Below are 25,075 nucleotides of genomic sequence, written 5' to 3' on the forward strand. Positions count from 1 at the left end.
AGACGAAACAGATGACCTCCCCCACCCTCACGCGGGTCTCGCGCCTCGCCTCCGCCGCGTTCGTCGCCGCGGCCCTCATCGGCGCGACGAGCGCGCAAGCGGCCGACCGCACCATCCGCATCGGCTTCCAGAAATACGGCACGCTCATCCTGCTGAAGGGCAAGGGCACGCTCGAGGAGAAGCTGAAGCCGCTCGGCGTCACGGTGAAATGGGCCGAGTTCCAGTTCGGGCCGCCGCTGCTCGAGGCGGTCAACGCCGGCGCGGTCGACTTCGGAACGACCGGCGAAGCGCCTCCGATCTTCGCGCAGGCGGCGAGCGCCAAGCTGGCCTACGTGGCCAACGATCCGCCCTCGCCCAAGGCCGAGGCGGTCCTGGTGCAGAAGGACAGCCCGATCAAGACGCTGGCCGATCTCAAGGGCAAGAACATCGCCGTCGCGAAGGGGTCGAACGCCCACTACCTGCTGGTGAAGGCGCTCGAGAAGGGCGGCGTCGCATATTCGGACGTCAAGATCTCGTTCCTGGCGCCGGCCGACGGCCGCGCGGCCTTCGAGAGCGGCAAGGTGGACGCCTGGTCGGTATGGGATCCCTTCTTCGCAGGCGCGGAGGCCGCCGGAGCGCGGGTGCTGACCACCGGCGAGGGCATCGTGGAGAACCACCAGTTCTTCCTGACATCGCGCGACTACGCCAAGGACAACGAAGACGTCCTGCAGATCGCTCTCGACGAGCTCCGCAAGGTGGAGGACTGGGTCGCCAAGGATCCGAACGCCGCCGCGGCCGAGCTCTCTCCTCTCGTCGGCATCCCGGCGCCGCTCCTGACGGTCGCGATATCGCGGCTCGGGCTCGGCGTGCGGCCTCTCACCCCGGACGTCGCGGCCGCCCAGCAGCGGATCGCCGACACCTTCCTCGAGCTGAAGCTCCTGCCCAAGCCCATCGTCGTCGAAGACGCCGTCCTGAAGCTCAAGACCGCGGATGTCGCGAAATGACCGAGTTCACCCCCCCGGAAACCGCCAACGTCCTCTGGTTCCTGCCGACCCATGGCGACGGCCGCTATCTCGGCACCACCAAGGGCGGCCGGGCGGTCGACCTTCCCTATCTCGAACAGGTCGCCCAGGCGGCCGATCGCCTGGGCTATTTCGGCGTGCTGCTGCCGACCGGCCGCCCTGCGAGGACAGCTGGGTGGTGGCCTCCGCGCTCGCCCCGCTGACCGAGCGGCTGCGCTATCTCGTGGCCGTGCGACCCGGCCTCCAGTCGCCGACCGTCGCGGCGCGCATGACCGCGACGCTCGACCGGATCTCGAACGGACGCCTCCTCATCAACGTGGTGACGGGCGGCGATCCGGCCGAGAACGCCGGCGACGGCATCTTCCTCAACCACGACGAGCGCTACGCGGTCACCCGCGAGTTCCTCGAGGTCTACAAGGCGCTGCTGGCCGGCGAGACGGTGAACTACAAGGGCGACCACATCCGCATCGAGGACGGCCGCCTGCTGTTCGCGCCGACCAGCCCGAAGGGCCGCCGCTCTACTTCGGCGGCTCGTCGCCCGCGGCCTCCGAAGTCGCCGCCAAGACCATCGACAAGTACCTCACCTGGGGCGAGCCGCCGGCGCAGGTCGCCCGAGAAGCTCGCGGCGGTGCGCGCGCTCGCCAAGCGCGAGGGCCGTGAGGTGTCGTTCGGCATCCGCCTCCACGTCATCGTCCGCGAGACCAACGAAGAGGCATGGGCCGCCGCCGACAAGCTGATCGAGAACCTCGACGACGAGACCATCGCGGCCGCCCAGAAGGTCTACGCCCGCATGGATTCGGTCGGCCAGCAGCGCATGGCCGCGCTCCATGGCGGCCGGCGCGAAGCTCGAGGTCAGCCCGAACCTGTGGGCGGGCGTCGGGCTCGTGCGCGGCGGCGCGGGCACCGCGCTCGTCGGCGATCCGGAGACCGTGGCCGAGCGGATGAAGGAGTACATGGCGGCCGGCGTCGACACCTTCATTCTCTCCGGCTACCCGCATCTCGAGGAGGCCTACCGCTTCGCCGAGCTGGTGTTCCCGCTGCTGCCGCTCTCGACCACGACGGCGCCGGCGGCCACCAGCGTCAACATGGGCCCGTTCGGCGAGACCATCGCCAACGACGCCCGTCCGGCGCTGAGGGTCTCCCAGTCGTGAGCGACGGGGCGGGCTGCGTTCCCGGCGCGCCGGGCGAGGGAGACCGCCAGACCGTCGTCGTCATCGGCGGCGGCTTCACCGGCGCGGTCGTCGCCCACCAGCTCGCCCGCCGCGCGCCCGCACGCTTCCGCATCGTCGTCGTCGAGCCGCGATCGGCGCTCGGCGGCGGCGTCGCCTATTCGACGGCCGACCCCGCGCACCGCATCAACGTGCCCGCAAGCCGGATGAGCTTCGTGCCGTCCGATCCCTGCCACTTCGAGCGGTGGCTGAAGGCCGACGGCGCGCTGGTCGAGGATCCGGAGGCGGTGACGCCTGACGGCCGCGCCTTTCCGCGCCGTCAGGTTTTCGGGCGCTACGCGGCCGAGACAATGGAGCCCTATTTGCTCGCAGGCGCGATCGAGCACCGTCGCGACAGGGCCGTCTCGGTCGACCGCAGCGCCGACGGCGGCTGCGTGGTTCATCTCGCCGGCGGCGAGGCGGTCGCGGCGTCGTTCGTCGTGCTGGCCGCCACCCATCCCGCGCCCGCGGCTCCCGCGGCCTTCGACGCCGTCCTCGGCGATCCGCGGCTCATCCCCGACCCCAGGACCGCGCCGCGCTCGACGCCCTCTCGCCTGACGCGCGCCTTCTGATCGTGGGAACCGGCCTCACCATGGCCGACATCGTCGCCTCGCTCGAACGCCGCGGCCATCGCGGCCCAATCGTGGCGGTCTCCCGGCGCGGCCTGCTGTCGCGCGGCCACGCCGACCGACCCGGCGAGTTCGGCGCCTTCGACCGCCAGCCCGCCAGAACCGCGCTCGAGCTTCTGGTCGGATCCGCCGCACCGTCGAAGCCGCCGGGGCCTCGGACATCCCGTGGCAGCACGTCCTGGACGCCGCCCGCAACCAGGGCCGCGCCCTCTGGACAGCGCTTCCGGAAAGCGAGCGCCGCAAGGTCGTGCGACGGCTGCGCACATTCTGGGACGTCCACCGCTTCCGGGTCGCGCCCCAGGTCGAGGCGGCGATCGCGCGGCTGCGCGCGTCGGGCCAGCTCGAGGTCTTCGCCGGCGAGCCGGTCTCGGCTCGCGCGGGCGTCGAGGGGCTGGAGGTCGCGATCCGGAGGCGGCGCGGCGCGACCGAGACCGTCGCCTTCGACGCCGTCGCGCTCGCCACGGGGCCGGCGCATCGCGGCATCTGCGACGCCGATCCGCTCATGCGGCGCCTCGCGGCAGCCGGCCTGGTGACGTCCGACCGCCTGCGGCTCGGCGTCGCGACCGACGAGCTGAGCCGCGCGCTCGGCCCGGACGGCGCGCCCTCCGGTCTGATCTGGATCGCCGGTCCGCTGGCGCGGGCGACCTTCGGAGAGCTCATGGGATTGCCCGAAGTCGCGCGGCACGCCGAGTTCGTCGCCTGCGAAACCCTGCGCGCCGCCGACGCCGCGTTTCAGGTCGAAGTCCGCGCGGTCGCCTGAACCGCGAGGCCTCGCCTCTTTCCATTCCGGTGTGTTACCGCAAGTCCGGCCGGCGTCACGCAAGAGTGACGCCGGCCGCCCGCTCGCCTGTTGCCTGCCCGATCCCGCCTGACCTAGTTGCACTCACGCTGGAGGGGACCACATGTCGATCATGTCGCGCAGAACCGTGCTGACCGCCGCCGGCGCCGCCGTGACGATCCCCGTCGCGGGATCGGGCGCGCGCGCCGCCGCGCCCGCGGCCGGCCGCCAGTCGCCGGGCGTCTATCGCTACAAGGTCGGCTCGTTCGAGGTCACGGCGCTGACCGACGGCCTCGCCCGCCGCCCCCTCGACGCCGGTTTCGTGAAGAACGCCCCGCTCGAGGACGTTCGAAAGGCCCTCGAAGACGCCTTCATCCCGACCGAGACGCTGCCGATCACCTTCACGGCGCTCGTGGTCAACACCGGCAGCCGCCTCGTGCTGATCGACGCCGGCACCGGCGGACGCCTCGCCCCGACCGCGGGCCAGCTCTACGAGAATCTCCGCAGCGGGCGTCGATCCGAAAGCGGTCGACACCGTGCTGATCTCCCATTTCCACCCCGACCACATCGGCGGCATCCGCCTGAAGGACGGGACGCTCGCCTTCCCGAACGCAGAGGTCGTGGTCCCGGAGGCCGAATGGGACTTCTGGATGGACGAAGGCGCGATGAGCCGCGCGCCGGCGGGCCTCGTCAACGCCTTCAAGATCGTGCGCGCGGTGTTCGACCCGATGGCCAAGGACGTGCGCCGCTACAAGGGCGACACCGAGCCCGCGCCGGGCATCTACGCCATTCCGGCCTACGGCCACACGCCTGGCCACATGGCGTTCCGGATCGCGTCCGAGAAAGAGCAGCTTCTGGTCTGGTCCGACGTCACCAACCATCCGGCGCTGTTCGTGCGCAATCCCGGCTGGCACGCGATCTTCGACATGGATCCCGAAATGGCCGAGGAGACGCGCCGCCGCATGCTCGACATGGCGGCGACCGACAAGCTGCTCGTGTCCGGCTATCACTTCCCTTTCCCCGCCGTCGGCCACATCGCGCAGCGCAGCGTGCGCGAATTCGCCTTCGTTCCCGAGCAGTGGAACCCCGCGCTTTAACGACGACGCGCTAAGTTCAATGGACGCCCGCGCGGCTTTGCGTATAAAGCGCGCTCTCGCCGCGCTCCCTCCCCTTTCGCGGCTTCGGAAGACGACGTCACGGCGGCCATGAACGATCGCAAGCGCTACGAGCGGATCGCCTTCGTGGCGAGCGCCGCCGACGACGCCCGCGCCGCGCTCGAGGCGCTCGTCGCCCGCTACGGCGACGCGCCGCAGGCCGAGGCCGACGTCGTGGTGGCGCTCGGCGGCGACGGCATGATGCTGCAGACGCTGCACGAGACCATGGGCCGGCGCATGCCGATCTACGGCATGAACCGCGGCTCGGTCGGCTTCCTCATGAACGAATACATCGAGGACGGCCTCGTCGAGCGCCTCGCGGCCGCCGAACGGACGGTTATCCATCCGCTGACCATGCGCGCCCGCGACCGCGAGGGCCGGGTGCACGTCGCCAAGGCCATCAACGAAGTCGCGCTCTGGCGCCAGAGCTACCAGGCGGCGAAGTTCCGCATCGAGGTCGACGGCAAGTCCCGCATGGCCGAGCTCATCTGCGACGGCGTGCTGGTGGCGACGCCTGCGGGCTCCACGGCCTACAACCTGTCGGCCCACGGGCCCCTGCTGCCGCTCGCGAGCCCCCTGCTCGCCATGACGCCGATCTCGCCCTTCCGGCCCCGCCGCTGGCGCGGCGCGCTGCTGCCGGACCGCGCCGCGGTCGCGATCGACGTGATCGAGGACGACAAGCGCCCGGTGGCGGCGGTGGCCGACAACACCGAGTTCCGCAACATCCGTCGCGTCGAGATCGCGCTCGACCGGAAGACCGATCTCGTGATGCTCCACGACCCCGGCCACGGCCTCGACGAGCGCATCCTCGCCGAGCAATTCGGCTGGTGACAACCTGAAACGGAGCGTTAACAACGTTTCGTCATGATGAGCTGCCCTCGCGTGTGCGCAGCCCAAGATGATCCGCGTCGATTTCACGAAACTTCGCATTCTGGTCGTCGACGACAACGCCCATATGCGTCGGATCGTGCGTACGCTGCTGCACGGTTTCGGCGCGCGCGAGGTCTATGAGGCCGAAGACGGCGCGGCCGGCCTCGAGCTCTTCACCTCCCACCTGCCCGACATCCTGATCGTCGACTGGTCGATGCCGATTTTCGACGGCATCGAGCTGGTGCAGATGATCCGCCGCCCCGAAAGCGGGGTGAACCCCTACGTGCCGATCATCATGCTGACCGGCCATTCCGAGAAGAGCCGCGTGCTGCGCGCGAGAGACGCCGGCGTCACCGAGTTCCTCTGCAAGCCGATCTCCGCCAAGGCCCTGCACCAGCGCGTGCTGAACTGCGTGCTGCATCCGCGCGCCTTCGTGCGCACCAAGGACTATTTCGGGCCGGACCGCAGACGCAGCGGCGCCGCCGCCTACAGCGGACCCGAACGCCGCGTCAACGAGACGGTGCTGATCGACTCGGGCGTCGACCGGATCCGCGAAACCGTGAACCAGTGATCGCGAGGCTCCGATGGCCGACCAGCCGCCCCTCGACGTCCCGACCGAGACCTATGCGGACCACATCATCCTGCGTCCGCCCAACAGGCTGAAGGCGCGCGTCGCGCAGCGCGTCGATCCGGACGAACGGCTCGCCGATCCCGTGCGCCGCGCCGAGCATGCGCTCACCTTGCTCGAGAACGAATTCGACCAGTGGATGGATTCGGAGATCAACGCGCTCGAGGACGCGCGCCGCCGGGCGTCGATCACGCATTCGACGGGCGACTTCGAAGAACTCTATCGCGCCGCGCACGACATCCGCGGCCAGGCCGCCACGCTCGGCTTTCCGCTCGCGGGCGAAGTCGCGGACGGGCTCTGCACCATGATCGAGCGGCTGGCCGAAGCCTCGCCCCAGAGCCTGGTCGACCGTCATGTGGAAGCGGTCCGCGCCATGGTGCGCGAGGACGTGCGGGACCGCGACCATCCGCTCGGCGTCGCGCTGGTGCGCCGCCTTGCGGAACTGCGGCGCCAGACGATCCCGGGCCTTTCGAACGACGCCTGACTGCTCTCCCGGAGCCGTCAGGCCGCCGCCGCCGCGACGCGCCGGGCGGGCTCGCCGAGCGTGCGCCGGGCGTCTTCGCGCGCGGCCTCGGCGGCGAGGCGGCGCAGCATGGCGCGCAGCGACGAGACGTCGAGATCGGCGCCCTCGCAGGCGGTCAGGGCCCGCTCCACCATCCGGCGCGAAAGCGCGGCCGATCCCATCTCCGCGAAGCCGACCTCGCGCGCCGCGGCGAGCGCGCCGCGGAAGGCGCCGAGCGCCGAGCGGGGGAAGCCCGCGCGCTGATAGAGCGCCTCGAAGCCGCGCCCCTCGAAGTCGCGGACGAAGCCCGCCACGCGGACCGGATCCTGCCCTGAAAGCGCGGAAAGCGCGGCCTCGAACAGCGCAAGGTCGCCGCTCAGGAGCGCCCTCAGCGCAAGGCTCGGCGAGAACAGGTCGCGCTCGGCGAGATGCAGCACGAAGGCGCGGCGGTCCGGCGCGTCGGAGGCGATGACGACGAGTCCGCGCTCGCAGGCCTCGTCAGCGGCGCGGCGCGCGCGGCCGGCGTCGAGCCAGCCGCGACTCGACACGAAAGCCGAAAGCGCCTCGGCGACCGAGCGCATCAGCCGCTGGCGGATCTCGGGACCGAGCTCTTCGCGCGTGAGCAGCGCGTCGCGCGTCGCGCCGTCGGCGCCGTGGCGCTCGGCGATCCGGGAGGCGGCCGCGCGGGTGAGATGAGCGCCGCGGTTGGAGGCGAGACGCTCGCAGGCGCGCGCGTCGCCGACCTCGGCGATGGCCGCGGCGAGCGGTCCGGAGACCTGCCGGCGGCCCGAGATCGCGAGCTGCGCGCGCGAGCCCCCGAGGGCCACGAGATCGACGAGCTCGAGATCTCCCAGCACCGGCGAGCGCGACAGCACCGGATCGGCGACGTCGGGCACGTCCTGGGCGAGCGAAAGAATGAGCGCGGGGGGCGCGTCCGGAGAGGCGGCGAGCGCGTCGGCGAGCGCGGCCCGCACCGCCACATGGTCGTCGTCGAGCGCGAGCGTCAGCGCCGCCTCGACCTCTTCGCGCACATGGGCGTCGAGCTCGCCATGGAGATAGGAGCGCGCGAGCGCTCCCGCAGCTTCGGCGCGCATATGCGCAGGCGCGGACGACGCCCAATCGAGATAGCGCTCGACGATCACGGCCGGCCTCGCGCGGTTGACGACGCGGAACCCGTGGTCAGCCAGGACGGCAGTTGGATCCCGAGGAAGGTGGTGGCGGGTTCGACCTTGCGGCCCGCCAGCGCAGAGACGGCGGCGGGCGCAGGCTGGACGGCCGTGCTCTGAGTGATCGAAGCTCCGGACGCGGCAGGCGTGGCGCGCGGGGTGATCGTGGCTGCGGCGCGCGGCTTCGCGGCCCGGGCGCGGCCGGCGAGATCGACGGCCGCCGCTGCGGCCTCGGCGCGCGGCGTCGCGGCCGCGGCGGTCGGAGCCGCGGCGTAGCCCATCGCGCTCGCCGCGGCCTTCACCGATGCGCCGTCCGCGGCGAGGCCCGCCGAGCCGAAGCCGGCCCAGGCCTGTTGGACGTAGGACGCGACGGGCGTGCGCCGGCCGGTCTTGAACAGCGAATGGAACGCCTGGCCGTCGTTCTCGCGCCCGCCATTGTAGGGCGCGACCGAGGCCTCGTTCGTAGCCTGCAGCGCGAGGATCGGCCGCGTGGTCTTTGCGGCGGGAGACGTCGCGGCGATCGCGGTTCCGGACGGCGTCGCGGTCAGCCGGTCGTAGACCTCGCGGGCGGTGCGGGCGCGGCCGCCGTCATAGAAGATCGATCTGTTGGCGGACGCCTGCGACGGGAACGCGGCTGCGGCCGAAGCGGTCGGGGTCGCCGTCGCGAGGCTCGTCAGCTCGATCGCGCCCTGCGCGCCCATGAAATGAGCGGCGTAGAGCTCGCCCTCGCTCGGCGCGCGGCCGAGACCGTTCTCGAACGCCTGCGCGTTGCGAAGGCGGCGCCGAGCAAAGCGGAGGCCTGTGGATCGTCGCGCATCGCCAGGATCTCGGCGCGCCGGGCGGGATCGGCGACGACATAGCGGCCGGACGCGGTCTTGGCGATGTCGCCGGCCGCGGCGCCCATGCCGAGGCCCGGTCCCTCCTCCTTCATCACCTCGAGCCAGGTCGAATCGATGAATTGGAACAGGCCGCGGGCGGAGGACGACGGGTTCTTGGCCGTGGCGTTGAGGGAGGATTCGCGGGGTCGCGGTGCGCAGCAGATAATCGAAGCCTGCGCCGGTCGCCTCCGCCGCGCTCTTCAGCGCCGCGGTGACGCGGCCTGCGGCGTCCGCGGGAGTGAGGAGCTCCATCGACTTCGCGCTCGTGACCCTTCACGTCCCGGGCGGGACGCCCATCCGGCGCCGACTCCGGCCCGTTGCGACGAGGATGCGGCCGACATGGTAAACCGCTCGTTAACGCACCGCCGAACGCCTAGGAGACCCAGAGCTTGCGACGCTTTCACGCCGGTCCGATCCGATCCGTCCTCGTCGCCTCGCCGGGCGATCCGATCTCGGGCGGAGCGGACGCCCTGCTGTTCGATCTCGGCCAAGCCGGCGCCGCCGGTCTCGAGGCCGTGGCACGGCGGCTGCGCGCGCGTCCCGGCGCCGACGGCCCGCTCGTCGTCCTGAAGCTCGCGCCGCTCGACGATGGCGGCGCGGAGCAGCTTGCGGCGCTTGGGCCCTTGAGGCCCGACGCCGTGGCGACGACGGCAGCAGAGACCGGCGCGGATCTCCAGCACCTCGGCGCGCTCCTGTCGGTCGCGGAAGCCGCCGGCGGGCTGGACGACGGCGAGATCTCGATCGTGGCGGTCGCCGAGACCACGGCGTCGCTGTTCGGGCTGATCGGCTTTGCGGTCGCCACCCCGCGGCTGGCGGCGATCGCCTGGGACGGCGAGGCGCTCGGCGCGGATTTCGGCGACGAGGAGCCGCGCGACGCCGACGGGCGCTGGAGCGACCCGCTCCAGACCGCCCGCACGCTCGCTCTCGCGGCCGCCGCCGACGCGGGCCTACCGGCGCTCGACAGCCCGTTTTCGACGCGCGATTCTGGCGCCTTCCGGGGCGAGGCGGAACGCGCCCGGCGCGACGGCTTTTCGGGCAAGATCTCGCTCGACGTAAATCAGGCGGCGATCGCGCAGGAGACGTTCGCGGCCCGCTAGCTCTGCGGCCGCGCGAGCGAAAACGTCTCGAACACCGTCGCGTAGTCCATGTAGCCGCAGCGCGCGAGCGCCTGGGCCTTGGCGGTGTCGAACAGGCCGTCGACCAGATAGGCGTCGTCGATGTGGACGCCGGTGACCTGGCCGATCACCACGTAGCGCCCGGTCGCGGCGCCATGCATGTCGTTGAGCTCGGTGACGCTGATGGTTCGGCATTCGAGCGCCGCGGGGCTTTTTGCGACGCGCGGCGGACGGACGGTGCGGCTCGGGGCGGCGGCGAGTCCTGCGCGGAAGAACTCGTCCTCGCCCTTGGCGAGCGGCGCGGAGGTGACGTTCATCTGCTCGCGCAGCGAATGGGTCGCGAGGCTGCACACGAACTGCCCGGTGTCGCGCGCGTTCTCGGCCGAATGCTTGAAGCCCTCGGAGGAGAACATCACCATTGGCGGCGAGCCGCAGACGCCGTTGAAGAAGCTGTAGGGCGCGAGATTTCGCCGGCCGCGGACGTCGAGCGTCGAGATCCAGCCGATCGGCCGCGGCGCGACGATCGCCTTGAACGGGTCGTGCGGCAGGCCGTGCCCGAGGATCGGCTCGTAGAACATCACGCGCTCCAGCGGGTCGTGATCTTGGCGATTTCCGGCCGCGGGCGATCGGGCAGACGCTCGGTCGGCGTGCCGAGATGGAGGAAGCCCGCGACGCGCTCCTGCGGAGCGAGGCCGATGAGCTCGCGGGCCCGCGGCTCATAGGCCGCCCAGCCCGTCAGCCACTGCGCGCCATAGCCGAGCGCGTTCGCCGCGACCGAGAGGTTCATGCAGACCGCGCCGGCCGAAAGCTCCTGCTCCCATTCGGGGATCTTCACATGGGGCGCGGCCGTGCTGACGACGGCGACGACGAGCGCGGACTGCGAGAAGCAGGCCGACTGCGCCCCGAGGCGCGCCTCGGAGACCGAAGGATCGGTCTCGCGCAGCAGCTCCGCGAGCCGACGGCCGAGCTCGGCGCGGCCCTCGCCTGCGATCACGATGAAGCGCCAGGGCGCGAGCTTGCCGTGATCGGGCACGCGCGAGGCCAGGGTGAGGATCTGCTCCAGTTCGGCGTCGCTCGGTCCCGGCTCGGAAAGCGCGTTGGCGGGCACGGAGCGGCGCGCGGCGAGCAGCTCGATCGTGTCTGACATGGGAGGCTCCGGCGGACGTGACTGGTCGCGCGAGGGCTTAGCACGATCCGCGGCCGACCGGCCAAGGCGTCGCCATCCGCGAGCCCCGCTGGGGACGGGGGGCCGGGGCGCCCATTCGGACGCTTGCCTTGGCGGTCCGCTGATGGCATCGCTCGGCCCATGGGTCGTCGTTCGCCGTCCTTGCTCGCCGGTCTTCTCACGGCCTCGGCGCTCGCCGTCACCTCGGCCGGGGACGCCCTCGCGCAGGCGGCGCCCGGCGGGGCGCTCGCGCCCGGGGGCCTTCCGAACGCCGGAGAGGCCGCCCGTTCGGGCGCCGGGCCGAGAAACGCGCCGAGTTTCGGCGGCGTCATCACCGGCCGCATGAACCTCATCGGACCCGCAGGCCCCGACGCGCTTTCGCCGCCGACCCTGTCCCGGCCCGCGCCGCCTCCCGCCCCCGTCTTTTCGCCCGAGCGGATCGATCGGCTCGACCCGGCCATCGTCGACCAGATGCGCCTGCCCAATCTCGCGCCCGGCGCGGCGTCGCGGCCGACCACGACGACCACGACGTCGCCGCCGACCGATCTCGGCGCAGGCGCGGCGCCGCTCGCCAAGCAGTTCCTGACGCTCCAGGGCCAGTTCGACGAGAACGGCTCCGCCATCCCGAGCGGCGTGAAGTGGCGTCTCTTCACCGATCAGGCCGACGCCAACGGCGAGCACATGCTGGTGGCGGAATCGAACGACGCCCGTCCGCGCTTCGAGGTCGACCCCGGGGCCTACATCGTCCACGCGGTCTACGGCCTCGTGAGCGCCGCGAAATTCGTCACGGTGGCGGCCGGCCGGCCCACCAGCCAGACCATGGTGCTGCCCGCGGGCGCGGTGCGCCTCACCGCCTTCGTGGGCGGACAGCAGGCGCCGGAGGGCGACGTGACCTTCACGCTCACGCGCGACGACGGCGGCGTCGCCCGCACGGTCGCGGAGGACGTGAAGCCCGGCCAGCTCCTGAGGCTTCCGGCCGGCTCCTATCATGTGTCCTCGGTTTATGGCGACGCCAACGCCAATGTCGAAGCCGACCTGAAGGTCGCGCCCGGCAAGCTTGTCGAGGCGCAGGTCCACCACAAGGCCGCCCATGTCTCGCTGAAGCTCGTGCAGTCGCCCGGAGGACCGGAGCTGCGCGACACGTCATGGACGATCCTGACGCCCGGCGGCGACGTGATCCGCGACTCGATCGGCGCGCTCTCGAGCGTCGTGCTGGCCGAAGGCGACTACATGGCGATCGCGCGCCGAGACGGACGCCTCTACCAGCAGAGCTTCGCGGTGCGCACGGGCGTCAACGCCACTGTGGAAGTCGCGGTCCGCTAAGGACAGTCCGCTCATTCAGGCGAGCGCCCGCATCGCTTCGCGGATCGGCTCGATCGCGCGTTCGCCGGCCTCTTCGCCGAGACGGATCGACTCCGCGGCCCGGTGGAAGTCGAACAGGCCGATGTCGGCGAGCCGCGGCCCGATGGTGACGTCGGGCGGATCGCCCGCAAGGCGCGAACGCGAGATCCGGTCGAGCATGATGTTGAAGGCGTCGACCATGACGGCGGGAATGCCGGGGCCGTCCTCGATGGGCGCCGGGCGGCCGGCTCCCCGCCGGATCTCCGGGCGCCGCGCATGCGCGCGAACCAGGTGAGATCCTCGGCCGCCTCCTGATCGCGCTCGCTCGCGCCGATCGACTGCACCACCGTGCCGCGGCCCGAGACGTCGCTCTGCAGATTGACCGCCGCCACCATCCGCCCCCCAAGCGCGCGGGCGGCCGAGACCGGCACGGGATTGACCAGCGCGCCGTCCATCAGCCAGCGGCCGCCGATGCGCAGCGGCTCGAACACGCCGGGCAGAGCATAAGAGGCGCGGATCGCCTCGGCGAGCGGCCCGCGGCCGAGCCAGACCTCATGGCCGGTGGTGTAATTCGGTCGCGATCGCGGCGAAGCGGACGTCGAGATCCTCGATCGCGATGTCGCCGAGATTGGCCTCGAGCTGCGCCTTGAGGCGGCCGCCGCCGATGAGGCCCGCGCCGCCGAAGCTGACGTCGAGCAGTCCCGAACATGCGACGCCGGGTGAGCGAACGCGCCCAAGATTCGAGTTCGTCGAGCTTTCCGGCCGCCCAGCACCCGCCGACGACAGCGCCGACCGAGGTGCCGTCACGATGTCTGGCCTGACGCCTGCGGCGTCGAGCGTCTTCAGGACGCCGATATGCGCCCAGCCGCGCGCGATGCCGCCGCCGAGCGCGAGCGCGAAGACCGGTCGGCGGTCGCCCTGCGGCTCCGGCGCGCCGGCGTCCCCGGTCTCGGCGATCGAGGCCGGACGAGAGATCAGCGATGACAGACTGGGGAACACCGAACCCGAACCCTCGCTCTCGCGACGGAGCGATCATCCCATGGCCGCGTGAACGCCGATTGAACGCGCGGCGCGCGGCGTCAGCCGCCGTAGGTCTTGGCGGGATCGAACAGCCGCGCGTCGTCGACGAGGCGAAGCGGCGCGCCGACCTCGCCGGTCGGCACGGCGCGGTAGAAGCACGACTTGCGGCCCGTATGGCAGGCCGCGCCCGTGCCGGCGACGCGGACACGAAGCCACAGAGCGTCCTGGTCGCAGTCCACCCGCATCTCGGCGACCGACATCTCGTGTCCCGAGGTCTCGCCCTTGCGCCACAGCTTGCCGCGCGAGCGCGAGAAGAAATGCGCGACCCCGGTCTCGATCGTGGCGGCGAGCGCCTCGGCGTTCATGTGGGCGAACATCAGGACGTCGCCGGTCTCGACGTCGGTCACGATCGCGCCGACGAGCCCGTCCCGGTCGAACTTCGGGGTAAGCCGCTGGCCTTCTTCGAGCTCGTCGTGCGAGCCCGGCGCGGGGAACGTGACGGTCATGGAGCGATGTCCCGGGCGAACGGCGGCGAGGCATAAGAAAAGGGCCGGACGAGCCGGCCCTTCACGCCCGCCCTGGCCCCAACAGCGTTCAGCGGCTCGGATGGCCGGTGCGCACCATGGTGATGAAGCGTGCCTGGTCGGCCGGCTCGTCCTTGAACACGCCGGTGAACTGCGTGGTCACGGTCGAGACGCCCGCCTTCTGGATGCCGCGCATCGACATGCACATGTGCTCGCCCTCGAGCATCACGGCGACGCCGCGGGGCTTCAGGTGCTCGTCGATCGCCTCGGCGATCTGCGAGGTGAGCGTCTCCTGCGTCTGCAGGCGCTTGGCGAAGACGTCGACCACGCGGGCGATCTTCGACAGTCCCACCACGCCGTTCGACGGGAAATAGGCGACATGCGCCTTGCCGAAGAACGGCACCATGTGGTGCTCGCAGTGCGAGAAATACGGAATGTCGCGCAGCACGACCATGTCGTCGTAGCCGGCGACCTCCTCGAACACGCGCAGCAGATCCTCGGCGCCGTCCTTGCCGTAGCCGGCGAACAGCTCGCCATAGGCCTTCACGACGCGTTTGGGCGTGTCGATGAGGCCCTCGCGGGTCGGGTCGTCGCCGGCCCAGGCGATGAGCGTGCGAACGGCCGCCTCGGCCTGCTCCCGGGTCGGGCGCGGCTGGACGAATTCGGCAGGGACAGAAGAATGTTTGGGCGCCGGTATCGGAACGCGGGCCCGGGGGTGCTGAACGACAGCGTCCATGAAAGAACCTCTTGGGGGCGCTAGCCCCATACGCGCGACGACTGAACCCCGATCAACCGGCCGAAGCGAGGCTTCAGCTTACGGCGGCCGATCATGGCGGGGCGCGTCGCGAGTTCATATATAGGCAACGAGGCCGATCGAACAATGCGACTTCGGCGACAGGACCATCAAGAGACTCGATCGATGATCGACGACATCTACAACCGCCGGATCCTCGAGCTCGCGGCCGAGATTCCCCGCATCGGCCGCCTCGAAGCGCCGGACGCGACCGCGACGGCGCATTCGAAACTTTGCGGATCGACAGTGACGATCGATCTCGCCTTCGACGGCGAGACGGTGACGGACTTCGCCCATGAGGTCCGCGCCTGCGCGCTCGGCCAGGCGTCGTCCTCCGTGATGGCCCGCACCGTGGTCGGCCGCACCGCGCAGGAGCTGCGCGAGGTGCGCGAAACGATGCGGGCGATGCTGAAGGACAACGGCCCCGCGCCGGACGGCGTGTGGGAGGATCTCAAGGTGCTGGAGCCGGTGCGCGACTACAAGGCCCGCCACGCCTCGACGCTGCTCACCTTCGACGCCGTCGTCGACGCGCTCGACCAGATCGAGAAGAAGCGGGCGGGTGAGCGGCACGCGCGTCATCCTGGACGGCCGCAGGCCGATCCGGGATCGCCTCGGAACGAGGCGCAAGCGGAGACGCCGCGCTCTGCGGAGGACGATCCCGGCGCTTCGCCGCGCTTCGGCCGGGATGACGCCCGCGTCCCTTCCCTTTCCCTCCACGCCCCCCGCTCGCCTCGGCTCTCCGCCTCCCCATTCTCGCCTATCGCTATTCGCTGTCGATGTTCATGGGGCGGCGCTGCCGCTACCTGCCGACCTCGGAGTTCGCCGACGAGGCGCTCGCCCGCCATGGCGCATGGGCCGGCGGCTGGATGGCGGCGGGCCGGATCTGCCGCTGCAATCCCTGGGGCGGCGACGGCTTCGAGCCCGTGCCGCGCGAATTGCCTTCGGACGCGACGTGGTCTAGGCCGTGGCCTACGCGCGCCGGGCGCGGCGGCCGATTTGCGAGGCCGTCGACCCGAGCTGACGCGGCGAAGACCAACCCCTGAAATCGCTTACCTGCGTTCGTAGGCAGTGAGTGAGCGGAAAGAGAAGACCATGCCTCTCGTCACGTTTCCCGACGGCGCCCAGAAATCCTATGAGCACGGCGTCACGGGCGCCGACATCGCCGGCCAGATCTCCAAATCCCTGCTGAAGCGCACCGTCGCCATGGCGCTCGACGGCGTCGTGGTCGACCTTGCGGACAAGATCGAAAACGACGCCCGGATCGAGTTCCTCGACCGCAACGACCCGCGCTCGCTCGAGCTCATCCGCCACGACTGCGCGCATGTGCTGGCTGAGGCCGTGCAGAATCTCTGGCCGCAGACGCAGGTCACCATCGGCCCGGTGATCGAGAACGGCTTCTACTACGACTTCCACCGCGAAGAGCCGTTCTCCACCGACGACATCGCCGCGATCGAAGCCGAGATGCGCAAGATCATCGCGCGCGACATGCCGTTCACCAGGACGTCTGGAGCCGCGACCGCGCCAAGGACTGGTTCGCGGCCAAGGGCGAGACGTTCAAGGTCGAGCTGGTCGACGCCATCCCCGCCGACCAGACGATCAAGATGTATGCGCAAGGGCAGTGGATGGACCTCTGCCGCGGTCCGCACATGACGTCCACGGGCAAGGTCGGCGACGCCTTCAAGTTGATGAAGGTCGCGGGCGCGTACTGGCGCGGCGACTCGAACAACCCGATGCTCCAGCGCATCTACGGCACGGCGTTCCCCGACAAGGCCGGGCTCGACGCCTACCTTCACATGCTGGAGGAGGCCGAGAAGCGCGACCATCGCCGGCTCGGGCGCGAGATGGACCTCTTCCACTTTCAGGAGGAAGGCCCCGGCGCTGTGTTCTGGCACCCGAAGGGATGGACGCTGTTCCAGACGCTGATCGCCTATTCGCGGCGCGTCGTGAACACGTCCGGCTTCGTCGAGGTCAACACGCCCCAGATCCTCGACCATTCGCTGTGGCAGACGTCGGGCCACTGGGACTGGTATCGCGAGAACATGTTCGTCACGCAGACCGAGGACGACCGCGTCTTCGCGATCAAGCCGATGAACTGCCCGGGCCATGTGCAGATCTTCAAGCACGGGCTTCGCAGCTACCGCGAACTGCCGATCCGCATGGGCGAATTCGGCATCGTGCACCGCTATGAGCCGTCCGGCGCGCTGCACGGCATGATGCGGGTTCGCGCCTTCACCCAGGACGACGCGCACATCTTCTGCACCGACGAGCAGTTCATGGCCGAGACGCTCGCGCTGAACGAGCTGATCCTCGGCATGTATTCCGACTTCGGCTTCGACCGCATCATGCTGAAGCTCTCGACCCGGCCCGAAAAGCGCGTCGGCTCCGACGCGCTGTGGGACCGCGCCGAGCAGTGATGAGCGACGCGCTGAAGGAGATCGAGGCGCGCTATGGCAACCGCGTGACCACGGCGGTCAATCCGGGCGAAGGCGCGTTCTACGGGCCGAAGTTCGAATATGTCCTGCGCGACGCCATCGGCCGCGACTGGCAGTGCGGCACGATCCAGGTGGACTTCAACCTGCCCGAGCGCTTCGGCGCCTTCTACATCGGCGCGGACGGCGAGAAGCATCATCCCGTCATGATCCACCGGGCGATCTTCGGCTCGCTCGAGCGCTTCACCGGCATCCTGATCGAGCATTTCGCGGGCCATTTCCCGCTCTGGCTCGCGCCGGTGCAGGCGATCGTGACGACGATCACGTCGGAGGCCGACGGCTATGCGCTCGAGGTCGCGGCCGAGCTTCGCAAGGCCGGGCTTCGGGTCGAGCTCGATCTCAGGAACGAGAAGATCAACTACAAGGTCCGCGAGCACTCGCTGACCAAGACGCCGGCGCTCGTCGTGGTCGGGGCGCGCGAAGCCGAGACGCGCGGCGTGTCGGTCCGCCGCCTCGGCAGCCAGGGCCAGACCTCGATGACGCTCGACGAATGCGTCGCCGCGCTCGCCGACGAGGCGACCCCGCCGGACGTCAGGCGCGCGCGGCTCGCAGACGGACGCCCGCTGGCGGCGGAGTGAGCCTCGGCCTTACTGGTCGCGCGTCCGGACCAGGATCGTCTCGCCGGCCTTGAGCCTGTCGGCGAGACGCTGCGCCAGAGCGGAGTCCTCCGAAGCGGGCGCGATCGCGATCTGGCCGCCCTCGATCGGCGACCGGATGACGGGCGACATCACCACCGCGCCGTCGATCAGAATGTCCACCGTCAGGCCGACGCGATCGCGCGTGAAGGTCGCTAGGTTGAGCGACGAGAGGCGGTTGAGCTTGATCACCACCTGCGCGCGGCCGTCGGCGTCGAACGTCACGGTCGCGTCGTCGGCTTTGAGCCTCACGCTTCCCGTTGCGGCGTGCGCCGCGACGGCGACGGCCGCCGCCAGAAGGATGCCGGCGAGCGAACGGACGAGCATCGAGTTTCCTGGGATCTAGGCAGTGGCGATGTAGTCCCGCATCGCCGAGGCCTCGGCCTCGATCGACTCGATCCGATGCTTCACCACGTCGCCGATCGACACGATCCCGACGAGGCGGTCGTGATCCATGATCGGCACGTGGCGGAACTTGCCGCGAGTCATGCGCTCGGAGAGGAAATCGAGCGTGTCGTGTGGGGTGGCGGTCACCACTTTCCGGGTCATGAAGTCGCCGACCGGGCGGTCGAGCGCCTCGCGGCCGTCGCTTGCGATGACGCGCACCACGTCGCGTTCGGTCATGATCCCCGCGACGCCGCCGTCTGCGTCGGCGACGATCACGGCGCCGATCCCCTTGGCCGCAAGCGTCGAAACGAGCTTCGAGACGGGATCCTCGGCCCTGACGGTCACGACCGAATGGCCCTTGGCGGCGAGAATGGTCTCGACCTTCATTTCGCATCCCTCCTCTCGCCGTCTGGCGCGGCGTTGAAACGGGTCCGGATCGTCCGGACCCTGGCGGAGGGCCGTCCGGCGATCGCCTCAGCGGTCCTGCGGCGACCGTTCGGCGGCCCCGGTTCCGCCATCATGAGGGCGACCCCCGTCCTCGTGCAAGCCGTCGCCCCACACGTCATTGGGATGAGACGTCGGGCGCGCCCGCACGGGATCGAACAGCGGAAACAAAGCGAGCCCGGCGAGGAAGCCGCCGATATGCGCCTCCCAGGCGACGGTGGCGCCCTCTTCGGAGAACGGCACGCCGCCGAGGCCGAACACGAGGTTCATGCCGAACCAGACGACGAGAAACACGATCACCTGCGGCCGCCGGATCGCGCGGGAGAGCGGTTCGGCCGGAGCGAGGAAGGCCTCGCGGCCGTTGCGACGGAAGGCGCCGAGCGGCCCGCCGGCCTCGAAGATGAAGCGGGTCGCGGCCGCCATCTGGCCCGAGATCGCGCCCGACGCGCCGACCACCGGCAGCGGCGTGCCGAAATGGAACGCGAGATGGGTGGCCGCGCCGGCCGCGGCCGTGACCGCCGAGAAGACCAGGAAGCGCGCGGACCCGAACCGCCAGGCGACGGCGCTGCCGAAGGCGAGCATCCACACCGAATTGACGGCGAGATGCATCCAGTCGCCATGGAGGAAGGCGTAGGACACGAAGGTCCAGACCTTGGCCGCGTCCCCGCCCAGGAAGTCGGCGGCGTAGGGAGAGGCCGGGTCGTAGCGCGCCGGGATGAATGCGAAGCGCAGGATGACGTCGATGTCGGCGTTCTCGCCGATCAGGCTGCGGACGACGTGGACGGCGACGCACGCGCCGAGCAAGGCGAGCACCGAGGCCGGCGCGTTGAAGGCGGGTTCCCGCTGGGACGGCACGCGTGAGGTCCGTTCGTTCGAGGACGGCGTGGAGGCGGGACGGCCTCCCCGGCCGCTGAGCGATCGCGCGAAGCTGCGGCGATTGCAAGGCCGGCGCTTGGTGATCGCCCGACTGGCACGGCCCCTGCTCAATACCTCGTTAACCGCGAGCTGCGCCGGGCGTCTGTCCCGGAACGGCACGCCGGGACCATGCAAGAGTGTTGAAAGGGCCGCCCATGAAAGCCGCCGCGACGAAGGATCTGTTCGGATACTGGAACCGTCTCCGGGGAGAGCGCGCGGCGCCCGAACGCGCCGACGTCGATCCGGCCGCGATCCGCAGCGCGCTGGGCGACACCTTTATTCTCGAGGCCGACCAGGACTCCGGCTATCCGTTCCGCCTGTCGGGCTCGCGCATCTGCTCGATCACGGGCCATGAGATGAAGGGCGAGTCCTTCCTGTCGCTGTGGTCCGGGCCGGACCGCGCCACGGTGCTCGGCGCGCTCGGGACGGTGTCGGACGACGCCGCCGTCGCCGTGATCGGCGCGCAGGGTTCGACCGACCTCGGGCGCAAGCTCGATCTCGAGATCGGGCTGCTGCCGCTTCGCCATCGCGGCCGCACCCATGCGCGCCTGCTCGGCTCGCTCGCGCCGGTTGAGACGCCCTATTGGCTCGGCGCCTGCCTCGTGACCCGCTTCGAACTGACCTCGCTGCGGATGATCTGGCCGAGCGGCCGGCGCCGGCCGATGGAGTCGCCGATGGCTCCCGCGGCCTCGACCATCGCCGCAGTGGGACGCAAGATCGGCAGATTCATGGTGTTTGACGGCGGACGCTGAGCGCATTCTCGCCTGCGAGCTTACCCGCCGTTAACCGAGCGGCCCTAGTTTTTGGTCATTGCCGGATGCGCGGATTCTCTCCGCGCATGGCGCTCGCGGACATGTCGCCGATGTTTTCCCTTAAAGCGCCCTTTTCGGACGAACGTCGCCGCCACCAGCGCGTGAAAGTCGCGCTGCTCGGACGCTACATGTTGTCGTCGCGGCGCGAATATCCGTGCCAGACCGTCGACATGTCGCCCGGCGGCCTCGCGCTGATCGCGCCGGTGCCCGCCAGCCAGGGCGAGCGCGTGGTGGTCTATCTCGACCATGTCGGCCGCGTCGAAGGCCAGATGGTCCGCGCGATCCCGAACGGCTTCGCCATGACGGTCGGCGCGACGATCCGCAAGCGCGACAAGCTCGCGGCCCAGCTCACCTGGCTGGCCAACCGCTCGATGCTGGGCCTGCCGGAGGATCGCCGCCACGAACGCCTTACGCCGCGCAACCCGCGCGCGATGCTCGTGACCGAGGACGGCGAGGAGCATGAGGTCCGCATCATCGACGTGTCGCTGTCGGGCGCGGCGGTGCAGTCGACGCTGCAGCTTCCGATCGGCGCGCCGGTGATGCTCGGCAAGACGGCGGCGCGCGTCGTGCGCCACTTCGACAAGGGCCTCGCCGTCGAGTTCAACAGGCCGCAGAACCAGGAGCAGCTCGCCGAACAGTTCGGCTGAGCCTCCACGCCCTTTCTCTTTCTTCTCAGAGCTTCAAGACGCCGCCCCACCGGGCGGCGTTTTTGTTTGCGCCGTCTCCAGGGCTTTCAGGCTCTGCGAGCGTCCCGCACGGTCCGGCCCAGGGCCTGGAAAAGCAGCCTAGCCCGGCCTAGACCGGGGCCCGCGATGAATGGGCATTCAAAAACATGGTTGAGGCTTTGATAATCGACCCCCCGGAAAACGGGGCGCCGTTAACGTTTGGCCCACCAAGTCTTCCCCTCATTCTCTTCGCGGTCGCCACCGTGGTAAACAAAACACCCAATGCAACTCTAAACAATTGATTTTCGAAAAGTATTTAAATCCTAAATCTGGTCGCTAAAACACGCTATCTCGACTTAGACCGACAGCAAATCGAATGTGAGACTTTGCATCCCGGGACAGGACGGGGATTGCAAATGCTCAAGAACATCAAGAACAGCGCGATTTACATCTTGTTTGGACTGGTTGCCGGCGGATTTACTACGGCAGGAACCGCCGCCGCGCAGACCGTCAAGCTCGCCCAGGCGACGCCGATGATGGTCGAGGCCGCCGCCAAGGCGCCGATCGGCTGGATCCAGTTCTGCCGCACCAGCGAGATCGACTGCGACGTCGCTCCGGCCAAGGCCCAGTGGGTGAAGCTCACCCCGACCCGCGTCGCCGAGCTCGACCGCGTCAACCGCCGCGTCAACGTCCAGATCCAGCCGATGACCGATCAGGAGCAGTTCGGCGTCGAGGAGCTCTGGACGTATCCGACCGCCGGCTACGGCGACTGCGAGGACTACGTGCTCGAGAAGCGCCGCCGCCTCATCGAGGCCGGCTGGCCGCGCCAGGCGCTGCTGATCACGGTCGTCCGCGACCTCAAGGGCGACGGCCACGCCATTCTCACCGTCGTCACCGACCGCGGCGACTACGCCCTCGACAACCAGGCCGACGACGTCAAGCCGTGGTTCGAGACCGGCTACACCTTCATCAAGCGCCAGTCGCAGACCGACCCCAACCTGTGGGTCATGCTCGGCGACGGCATCGGCCCGGCCGGCGTCGCCACGCCCTGAGCCGAAGCTTTCCAGGGATGCTCGCGGCCGGTCACGTCCCCACTCCCGCCCCGACCGACCGCAAGCCAGAGGCCGGCTCCCGCCCAGGAGCCGGCCTCGCCATTTTCAGTCGATCCTGACGAGCCCGGCCCGGTAGCGGCGGCCATTGGCCACGTAGCGGCCGGCGGTGCCCATCAGATTGATCTCCCACTCCGGCCCGAGCGTCTTCACCACCTTCGCCGGCGCGCCGAGGATCATCGAGAAATCCGGAAACTCCTTGCCCTCGGTCACCAGCGCGCCGGCGCCCACGAGGCAGGACCTCCCGATCTTCGCGCCGTTCAGCACCGTCGCGCCCATGCCGATGAGCGATCCGGCGCCGATCTCGCAGCCATGGACGATCGCCGCGTGGCCGATCGTGCAGTCGGGCCCGAGGATCAGCGGGTAGCCGGGGTCGGTGTGCAGCACCGAGCCGTCCTGCACGTTCGAGCGCGCCCCGATGACGATCGGGTCGTTGTCGCCGCGCAGCACCGCGCCGAACCAGATGCTGGCGTCTTCCTCGATCGTCACGTCGCCGATCACCACCGCGGTCTCCGCGACGAAGAAGCGGCCGTTGGCGGGCGTTTTGGGGCTCACCCCGTCGAGCGAATAGAGCGCCAATCGTTCCTCCTTGGGCAGGTCCAGCACCTTCCGCCGGAATAACGAAGCCTCGCCGTCCCGTCCAACGGGAACGAGCCGCGCCGCCCGTCACAGGCGCGTCGCACCCCGCGAATTATCTGAAATCGTTCCAATCCGTCCCCTCCCGAGACAGATCCCATGACCCGCGACGACGACCACGGCCACGGGCCGGCCGGCCCCGCCCTCTCGCGGCGCGACGCGCTGCGCCTCACGCTCGCGGCCGGCGTCTCCGCGACGTCGATCACCATGCTCGTGACGGACCCGGCCGAAGCCGCGAAGTCCGGCCCGTTTCTCCACGGCGTCGCGAGCGGCGATCCGAAGGCCGGACGCGTGGTGATCTGGACGCGCGTCACCAAGGCCGACGCCTCGTCTCCAATCCCGGTCAAATGGACGCTTTCGAGCGACGCCGCGATGCGCAGGACCGTCAAGGAAGGGACGACGGAGGCGAACGCCGAGCGCGACTTCACCGTGAAGGTCGACGTGAAGGGCCTAGAGCCCGGCGAGACCTACTACTACCGCTTCGAGGCCGACGGCGCGGCCTCGCCGGTCGGCCGGACGAAGACGCTGCCGGTCGGCAAGGTGAAGCAGCTGCGCCTCGCGGCCGTCTCCTGCTCGAACTTCGAGCTCGGCTTCTTCAACGCCTATCGCGAGATCGCCCGCTACGACGACCTCGACGCGGTGCTGCATCTCGGCGACTACATCTATGAATACGGTCCGGGCCTTGAAGGCTACACGACGCCGGCGGCCGCGCTCGGCCTCGTTCCGAAGCCGCGCGACAAGAAGCTCGAGCCGCGCGAGGAGATCATCGCGCTCGAGCAGTACCGCGCGCGGCACGCGCTCTACAAGACCGACCGGGATCTCCAGAAGCTCCACGCGCGCAACGCCGTCATCAACATCTGGGACGACCACGAGGTCGCGAACGACGCCTGGAAGGGCGGCGCGGAGAACCACGATCCGGAGACCGAGGGCGACTACCAGGCCCGCAAGGCCGCCGGCATCCGCGCCTTCTATGAGTGGCTCCCGATCCGCGAGCCGGCCGACGGCGATCCGCTCGACCCCGACACCGGCAATCCCGACGACCTCTACCGCGTGTTCGACTTCGGCGACCTCGCCCGGCTCGTGATGATCGACACCCGGCAGGCCGGCCGCGACCAGCAGCTCGCGGCGCCGGCGCTGATCGACGTCTATTCGGGCGTCGCGCCGCAGGGGCCGTTCCCCAAGGACGTCCGCGGCGGCGGCAAGCCGCGCCAGCTGCTCGGAGGCCGCCAGGCGAACTGGGTCGACCGGCGCATCACCGAGGCTGACCAGACCTGGCAGCTGATCGGCAATCAGGTGCTGATGTTCTACCAGGCCTCGCCCGACATCGGCGCGTCCTCGCTCCTGAGCCTGCCGCAGCGGCTCGCCTTGCTGGCGGATCTCGACCGGGTCGGCGGCGCGGGCTTCGGCGACCAGATCGCGGCGCTCGGCGCCGCCGGCCTGCCGTTCCCGCTCGCGGCCGACGCCTGGACCGGCTACCCGACCGCGCGCCTCGCGATGCTCGAGACGCTCGCCAAGGCGCCGAACCCCGTCGTGCTGACCGGCGACAGCCACAACGCCTGGACCGCGAACCTCGTCCAGCCGTCGGCCGAGGGGCCGAAGCCGGTCGCGCCGGAGTTCGGCGGAACGTCGGTCTCGTCGCCCGGCTATGAACAGTATCTGCTGAACACCGCGCCGGAGGTCATCGCGGCGCTGTTCGTCGAGTCGAGCGCGAAGCGGCCGACGATCGACCAGCTGATCTACGCCGAGCAGCGCCGTCGCGGCTTCATGCTGATCGAGGCGCGGCCGAAAGCTGTGACCGTCGACCACGTGTTCGTGTCGACGGTGTTCGACCGGACCTATGTGACGGAGACGGTGCGCTTCCGCGTGAAGGCGGGCGAAAGGGCGGCGCGGCCGGTCGACTGACCGGCGCGCGTCAGACGGCGAGAGCCGTCAGCGTCGCGGAGCCGATCACGAGGCTCCACAGGCCGAGCAGCACGACGCCCACCATGGTGGCGAGCGCCGGGCGCTTCGAACCGAACATCAGGTTCCGGGCCATGATGTAGGCCGCGCCGATCGTGACGACCGGCACGGCCGCGACCGCCGTGACGGTCGGCTCGCGCAGAAGCTTGAATCCTGCGCGCCGACCGGTCGCCGCCTCGAACGCCGAAGCCGTCGCGCCCGAGACCGCGAAGCCGAGCATCAAGGTGAGCGATCCGAAGAATAGCGTCATGG

The 25,075-nt window shown here is 70.2% G+C and carries 29 protein-coding genes and 3 pseudogenes; 16 read left to right on the top strand and 16 right to left on the bottom strand.

The genetic code is table 11. The annotated features are described in order from the left end of the window. Positions 1-11 precede the first annotated feature (11 nt). The 4 genes from K6K41_RS03475 to K6K41_RS03490 all read left to right on the top strand — a co-directional run bounded on the left by K6K41_RS03475 (position 12) and on the right by K6K41_RS03490 (position 3,598). Positions 12-983 (top strand): sulfonate ABC transporter substrate-binding protein, encoded by a 972-nt coding sequence (locus K6K41_RS03475; RefSeq protein ID WP_261403915.1) that lies wholly within the window; start codon positions 12-14, stop codon positions 981-983. Then, a complete protein-coding gene (locus tag K6K41_RS30930) occupies positions 980-1,204 on the top strand; it encodes a hypothetical protein (RefSeq protein ID WP_487308361.1) in 225 nt (74 codons plus the stop codon). The genes K6K41_RS03475 and K6K41_RS30930 overlap by 4 nt, the downstream gene beginning before the upstream one ends. Further along, entirely contained in the window at positions 1,177-2,781 is a 1,605-nt protein-coding gene (locus K6K41_RS30935; RefSeq protein WP_487308362.1) for an LLM class flavin-dependent oxidoreductase, read from the top strand. Before K6K41_RS30930 ends, K6K41_RS30935 begins: the two co-directional genes overlap by 28 nt. A 304-nt stretch (positions 2,782-3,085) precedes the next feature. Next, positions 3,086-3,598, top strand: coding sequence for an FAD/NAD(P)-binding protein (locus tag K6K41_RS03490; protein WP_261403917.1), 513 nt, complete (start codon positions 3,086-3,088; stop codon positions 3,596-3,598). Between the two features lie 55 nt (positions 3,599-3,653). Here K6K41_RS03490 and K6K41_RS03495 read toward each other — a convergent pair whose 3' ends face one another. After that, a complete protein-coding gene (locus K6K41_RS03495) occupies positions 3,654-4,151 on the bottom strand; it encodes a hypothetical protein (RefSeq protein ID WP_261403918.1) in 498 nt (165 codons plus the stop codon). Position 4,152: 1 nt separating this feature from the next. Here K6K41_RS03495 and K6K41_RS03500 point away from each other — a divergent pair, with 1 nt between their 5' ends. The 4 genes from K6K41_RS03500 to K6K41_RS03515 all read left to right on the top strand — a co-directional run bounded on the left by K6K41_RS03500 (position 4,153) and on the right by K6K41_RS03515 (position 6,752). After that, entirely contained in the window at positions 4,153-4,713 is a 561-nt protein-coding gene (locus K6K41_RS03500; RefSeq protein WP_261403919.1) for an MBL fold metallo-hydrolase, read from the top strand. 108 nt (positions 4,714-4,821) lie between these two features. After that, positions 4,822-5,601, top strand: coding sequence for an NAD kinase (locus K6K41_RS03505; RefSeq protein ID WP_261403920.1), 780 nt, complete (start codon positions 4,822-4,824; stop codon positions 5,599-5,601). 67 nt (positions 5,602-5,668) lie between these two features. After that, complete coding sequence (locus K6K41_RS03510; protein WP_261403921.1) at positions 5,669-6,211, top strand: response regulator; 543 nt, start codon at positions 5,669-5,671, stop codon at positions 6,209-6,211. 13 nt (positions 6,212-6,224) lie between these two features. Then, the gene (locus K6K41_RS03515) at positions 6,225-6,752 is read left to right on the top strand and encodes an Hpt domain-containing protein (RefSeq protein ID WP_261403922.1); all 528 of its coding nucleotides are present in this window, start codon (positions 6,225-6,227) and stop codon (positions 6,750-6,752) included. A 17-nt stretch (positions 6,753-6,769) separates the two neighbouring features. Here K6K41_RS03515 and K6K41_RS03520 read toward each other — a convergent pair whose 3' ends face one another. Genes K6K41_RS03520 through K6K41_RS03530 form a run of 3 tightly spaced genes read right to left on the bottom strand, consistent with a single transcriptional unit; the run spans position 6,770 to position 8,867 of the window. Beyond that, positions 6,770-7,912 (bottom strand): DUF2336 domain-containing protein, encoded by a 1,143-nt coding sequence (locus K6K41_RS03520; RefSeq protein WP_261403923.1) that lies wholly within the window; start codon positions 7,910-7,912, stop codon positions 6,770-6,772. Next, complete coding sequence (locus tag K6K41_RS03525; protein WP_261403924.1) at positions 7,909-8,637, bottom strand: hypothetical protein; 729 nt, start codon at positions 8,635-8,637, stop codon at positions 7,909-7,911. The genes K6K41_RS03520 and K6K41_RS03525 overlap by 4 nt, the downstream gene beginning before the upstream one ends. Then, positions 8,610-8,867 (bottom strand): hypothetical protein, encoded by a 258-nt coding sequence (locus K6K41_RS03530; RefSeq protein WP_261403925.1) that lies wholly within the window; start codon positions 8,865-8,867, stop codon positions 8,610-8,612. Before K6K41_RS03530 ends, K6K41_RS03525 begins: the two co-directional genes overlap by 28 nt. A 336-nt stretch (positions 8,868-9,203) precedes the next feature. Between K6K41_RS03530 and K6K41_RS03535 the strand changes: the two genes are divergently transcribed. Beyond that, the gene (locus K6K41_RS03535) at positions 9,204-9,911 is read left to right on the top strand and encodes an aldolase/citrate lyase family protein (RefSeq protein WP_261403926.1); all 708 of its coding nucleotides are present in this window, start codon (positions 9,204-9,206) and stop codon (positions 9,909-9,911) included. On the opposite strand, the gene K6K41_RS03540 is transcribed toward K6K41_RS03535, so the two are convergent. Further along, entirely contained in the window at positions 9,908-10,507 is a 600-nt protein-coding gene (locus K6K41_RS03540) for a flavin reductase family protein (protein WP_261403927.1), read from the bottom strand. The two genes, K6K41_RS03535 and K6K41_RS03540, sit on opposite strands and share 4 nt — an antisense overlap. Next, positions 10,507-11,076, bottom strand: coding sequence for a nitroreductase family protein (locus K6K41_RS03545; RefSeq protein WP_261403928.1), 570 nt, complete (start codon positions 11,074-11,076; stop codon positions 10,507-10,509). Before K6K41_RS03545 ends, K6K41_RS03540 begins: the two co-directional genes overlap by 1 nt. Before the next feature lie 159 nt (positions 11,077-11,235). Between K6K41_RS03545 and K6K41_RS03550 the strand changes: the two genes are divergently transcribed. Further along, positions 11,236-12,417 carry a hypothetical protein gene (locus tag K6K41_RS03550; protein WP_261403929.1) on the top strand — a complete coding sequence of 394 codons (1,182 nt, stop codon included), beginning with the start codon at positions 11,236-11,238 and terminating at the stop codon, positions 12,415-12,417. A gap of 15 nt (positions 12,418-12,432) precedes the next feature. Here K6K41_RS03550 and K6K41_RS30150 read toward each other — a convergent pair whose 3' ends face one another. From K6K41_RS30150 to folE, 5 genes and pseudogenes are all read right to left on the bottom strand, one after another. Next, positions 12,433-12,636 carry a patatin-like phospholipase domain-containing protein gene (locus K6K41_RS30150; RefSeq protein WP_428978621.1) on the bottom strand — a complete coding sequence of 68 codons (204 nt, stop codon included), beginning with the start codon at positions 12,634-12,636 and terminating at the stop codon, positions 12,433-12,435. 272 nt (positions 12,637-12,908) lie between these two features. After that, positions 12,909-13,064 (bottom strand): annotated as a pseudogene (locus K6K41_RS30155) (hypothetical protein); the annotation flags it as partial. Next, positions 12,988-13,434 (bottom strand): patatin-like phospholipase family protein, encoded by a 447-nt coding sequence (locus K6K41_RS30160; protein ID WP_428978566.1) that lies wholly within the window; start codon positions 13,432-13,434, stop codon positions 12,988-12,990. The pseudogene K6K41_RS30155 and the gene K6K41_RS30160, both read right to left, overlap by 77 nt. Positions 13,435-13,514: 80 nt before the next feature. Then, positions 13,515-13,961, bottom strand: coding sequence for a phosphoribosyl-AMP cyclohydrolase (gene hisI, locus K6K41_RS03560; protein WP_261403930.1), 447 nt, complete (start codon positions 13,959-13,961; stop codon positions 13,515-13,517). 88 nt (positions 13,962-14,049) lie between these two features. Next, positions 14,050-14,715, bottom strand: coding sequence for a GTP cyclohydrolase I FolE (folE, locus tag K6K41_RS03565; RefSeq protein WP_261403931.1), 666 nt, complete (start codon positions 14,713-14,715; stop codon positions 14,050-14,052). Positions 14,716-14,898: 183 nt separating this feature from the next. On the opposite strand from folE, the pseudogene K6K41_RS03570 reads away from it, so the two are divergent. Both K6K41_RS03570 and thrS read left to right on the top strand, forming a co-directional pair. Beyond that, a pseudogene (locus K6K41_RS03570) lies at positions 14,899-15,327 on the top strand (iron-sulfur cluster assembly scaffold protein); the annotation flags it as partial. 537 nt (positions 15,328-15,864) lie between these two features. Further along, positions 15,865-17,839, top strand: a pseudogene (gene thrS / locus K6K41_RS03580) (threonine--tRNA ligase). Between the two features lie 9 nt (positions 17,840-17,848). On the opposite strand, the gene K6K41_RS03585 reads toward thrS, so the two are convergent. From K6K41_RS03585 to K6K41_RS03595, 3 genes are all read right to left on the bottom strand, one after another. Then, positions 17,849-18,223, bottom strand: coding sequence for a SecDF P1 head subdomain-containing protein (locus K6K41_RS03585; protein WP_261403932.1), 375 nt, complete (start codon positions 18,221-18,223; stop codon positions 17,849-17,851). A gap of 15 nt (positions 18,224-18,238) precedes the next feature. Then, positions 18,239-18,670, bottom strand: coding sequence for a CBS domain-containing protein (locus K6K41_RS03590; RefSeq protein ID WP_261403933.1), 432 nt, complete (start codon positions 18,668-18,670; stop codon positions 18,239-18,241). Positions 18,671-18,757: 87 nt separating this feature from the next. Further along, entirely contained in the window at positions 18,758-19,582 is an 825-nt protein-coding gene (locus tag K6K41_RS03595; protein WP_261403934.1) for a rhomboid family intramembrane serine protease, read from the bottom strand. 215 nt (positions 19,583-19,797) lie between these two features. Here K6K41_RS03595 and K6K41_RS03600 point away from each other — a divergent pair, with 215 nt between their 5' ends. The 3 genes from K6K41_RS03600 to K6K41_RS03610 all read left to right on the top strand — a co-directional run bounded on the left by K6K41_RS03600 (position 19,798) and on the right by K6K41_RS03610 (position 22,171). Continuing rightward, positions 19,798-20,394 (top strand): PAS domain-containing protein, encoded by a 597-nt coding sequence (locus K6K41_RS03600; RefSeq protein WP_261403935.1) that lies wholly within the window; start codon positions 19,798-19,800, stop codon positions 20,392-20,394. 110 nt (positions 20,395-20,504) lie between these two features. Continuing rightward, positions 20,505-21,101 carry a PilZ domain-containing protein gene (locus K6K41_RS03605; RefSeq protein ID WP_261403936.1) on the top strand — a complete coding sequence of 199 codons (597 nt, stop codon included), beginning with the start codon at positions 20,505-20,507 and terminating at the stop codon, positions 21,099-21,101. 434 nt (positions 21,102-21,535) lie between these two features. After that, positions 21,536-22,171, top strand: coding sequence for a transglutaminase-like cysteine peptidase (locus K6K41_RS03610; protein ID WP_261403937.1), 636 nt, complete (start codon positions 21,536-21,538; stop codon positions 22,169-22,171). A gap of 105 nt (positions 22,172-22,276) precedes the next feature. Here the strand turns inward: K6K41_RS03610 and K6K41_RS03615 are convergent, their stop codons facing one another. Beyond that, positions 22,277-22,807, bottom strand: a complete 531-nt coding sequence (locus K6K41_RS03615; RefSeq protein WP_261403938.1) for a gamma carbonic anhydrase family protein — start codon at positions 22,805-22,807, stop codon at positions 22,277-22,279. A 156-nt stretch (positions 22,808-22,963) separates the two neighbouring features. Here K6K41_RS03615 and K6K41_RS03620 point away from each other — a divergent pair, with 156 nt between their 5' ends. Continuing rightward, entirely contained in the window at positions 22,964-24,766 is a 1,803-nt protein-coding gene (locus tag K6K41_RS03620) for an alkaline phosphatase D family protein (RefSeq protein WP_261403939.1), read from the top strand. Between the two features lie 10 nt (positions 24,767-24,776). Here the strand turns inward: K6K41_RS03620 and K6K41_RS03625 are convergent, their stop codons facing one another. Continuing rightward, positions 24,777-25,073, bottom strand: a complete 297-nt coding sequence (locus K6K41_RS03625; RefSeq protein WP_261403940.1) for a DUF6949 family protein — start codon at positions 25,071-25,073, stop codon at positions 24,777-24,779. Positions 25,074-25,075 lie beyond the last annotated feature (2 nt).

The organism is Chenggangzhangella methanolivorans, assembly GCF_019797865.1.
GTDB classification, from domain to species: domain Bacteria; phylum Pseudomonadota; class Alphaproteobacteria; order Rhizobiales; family Methylopilaceae; genus Methylopila; species Methylopila methanolivorans.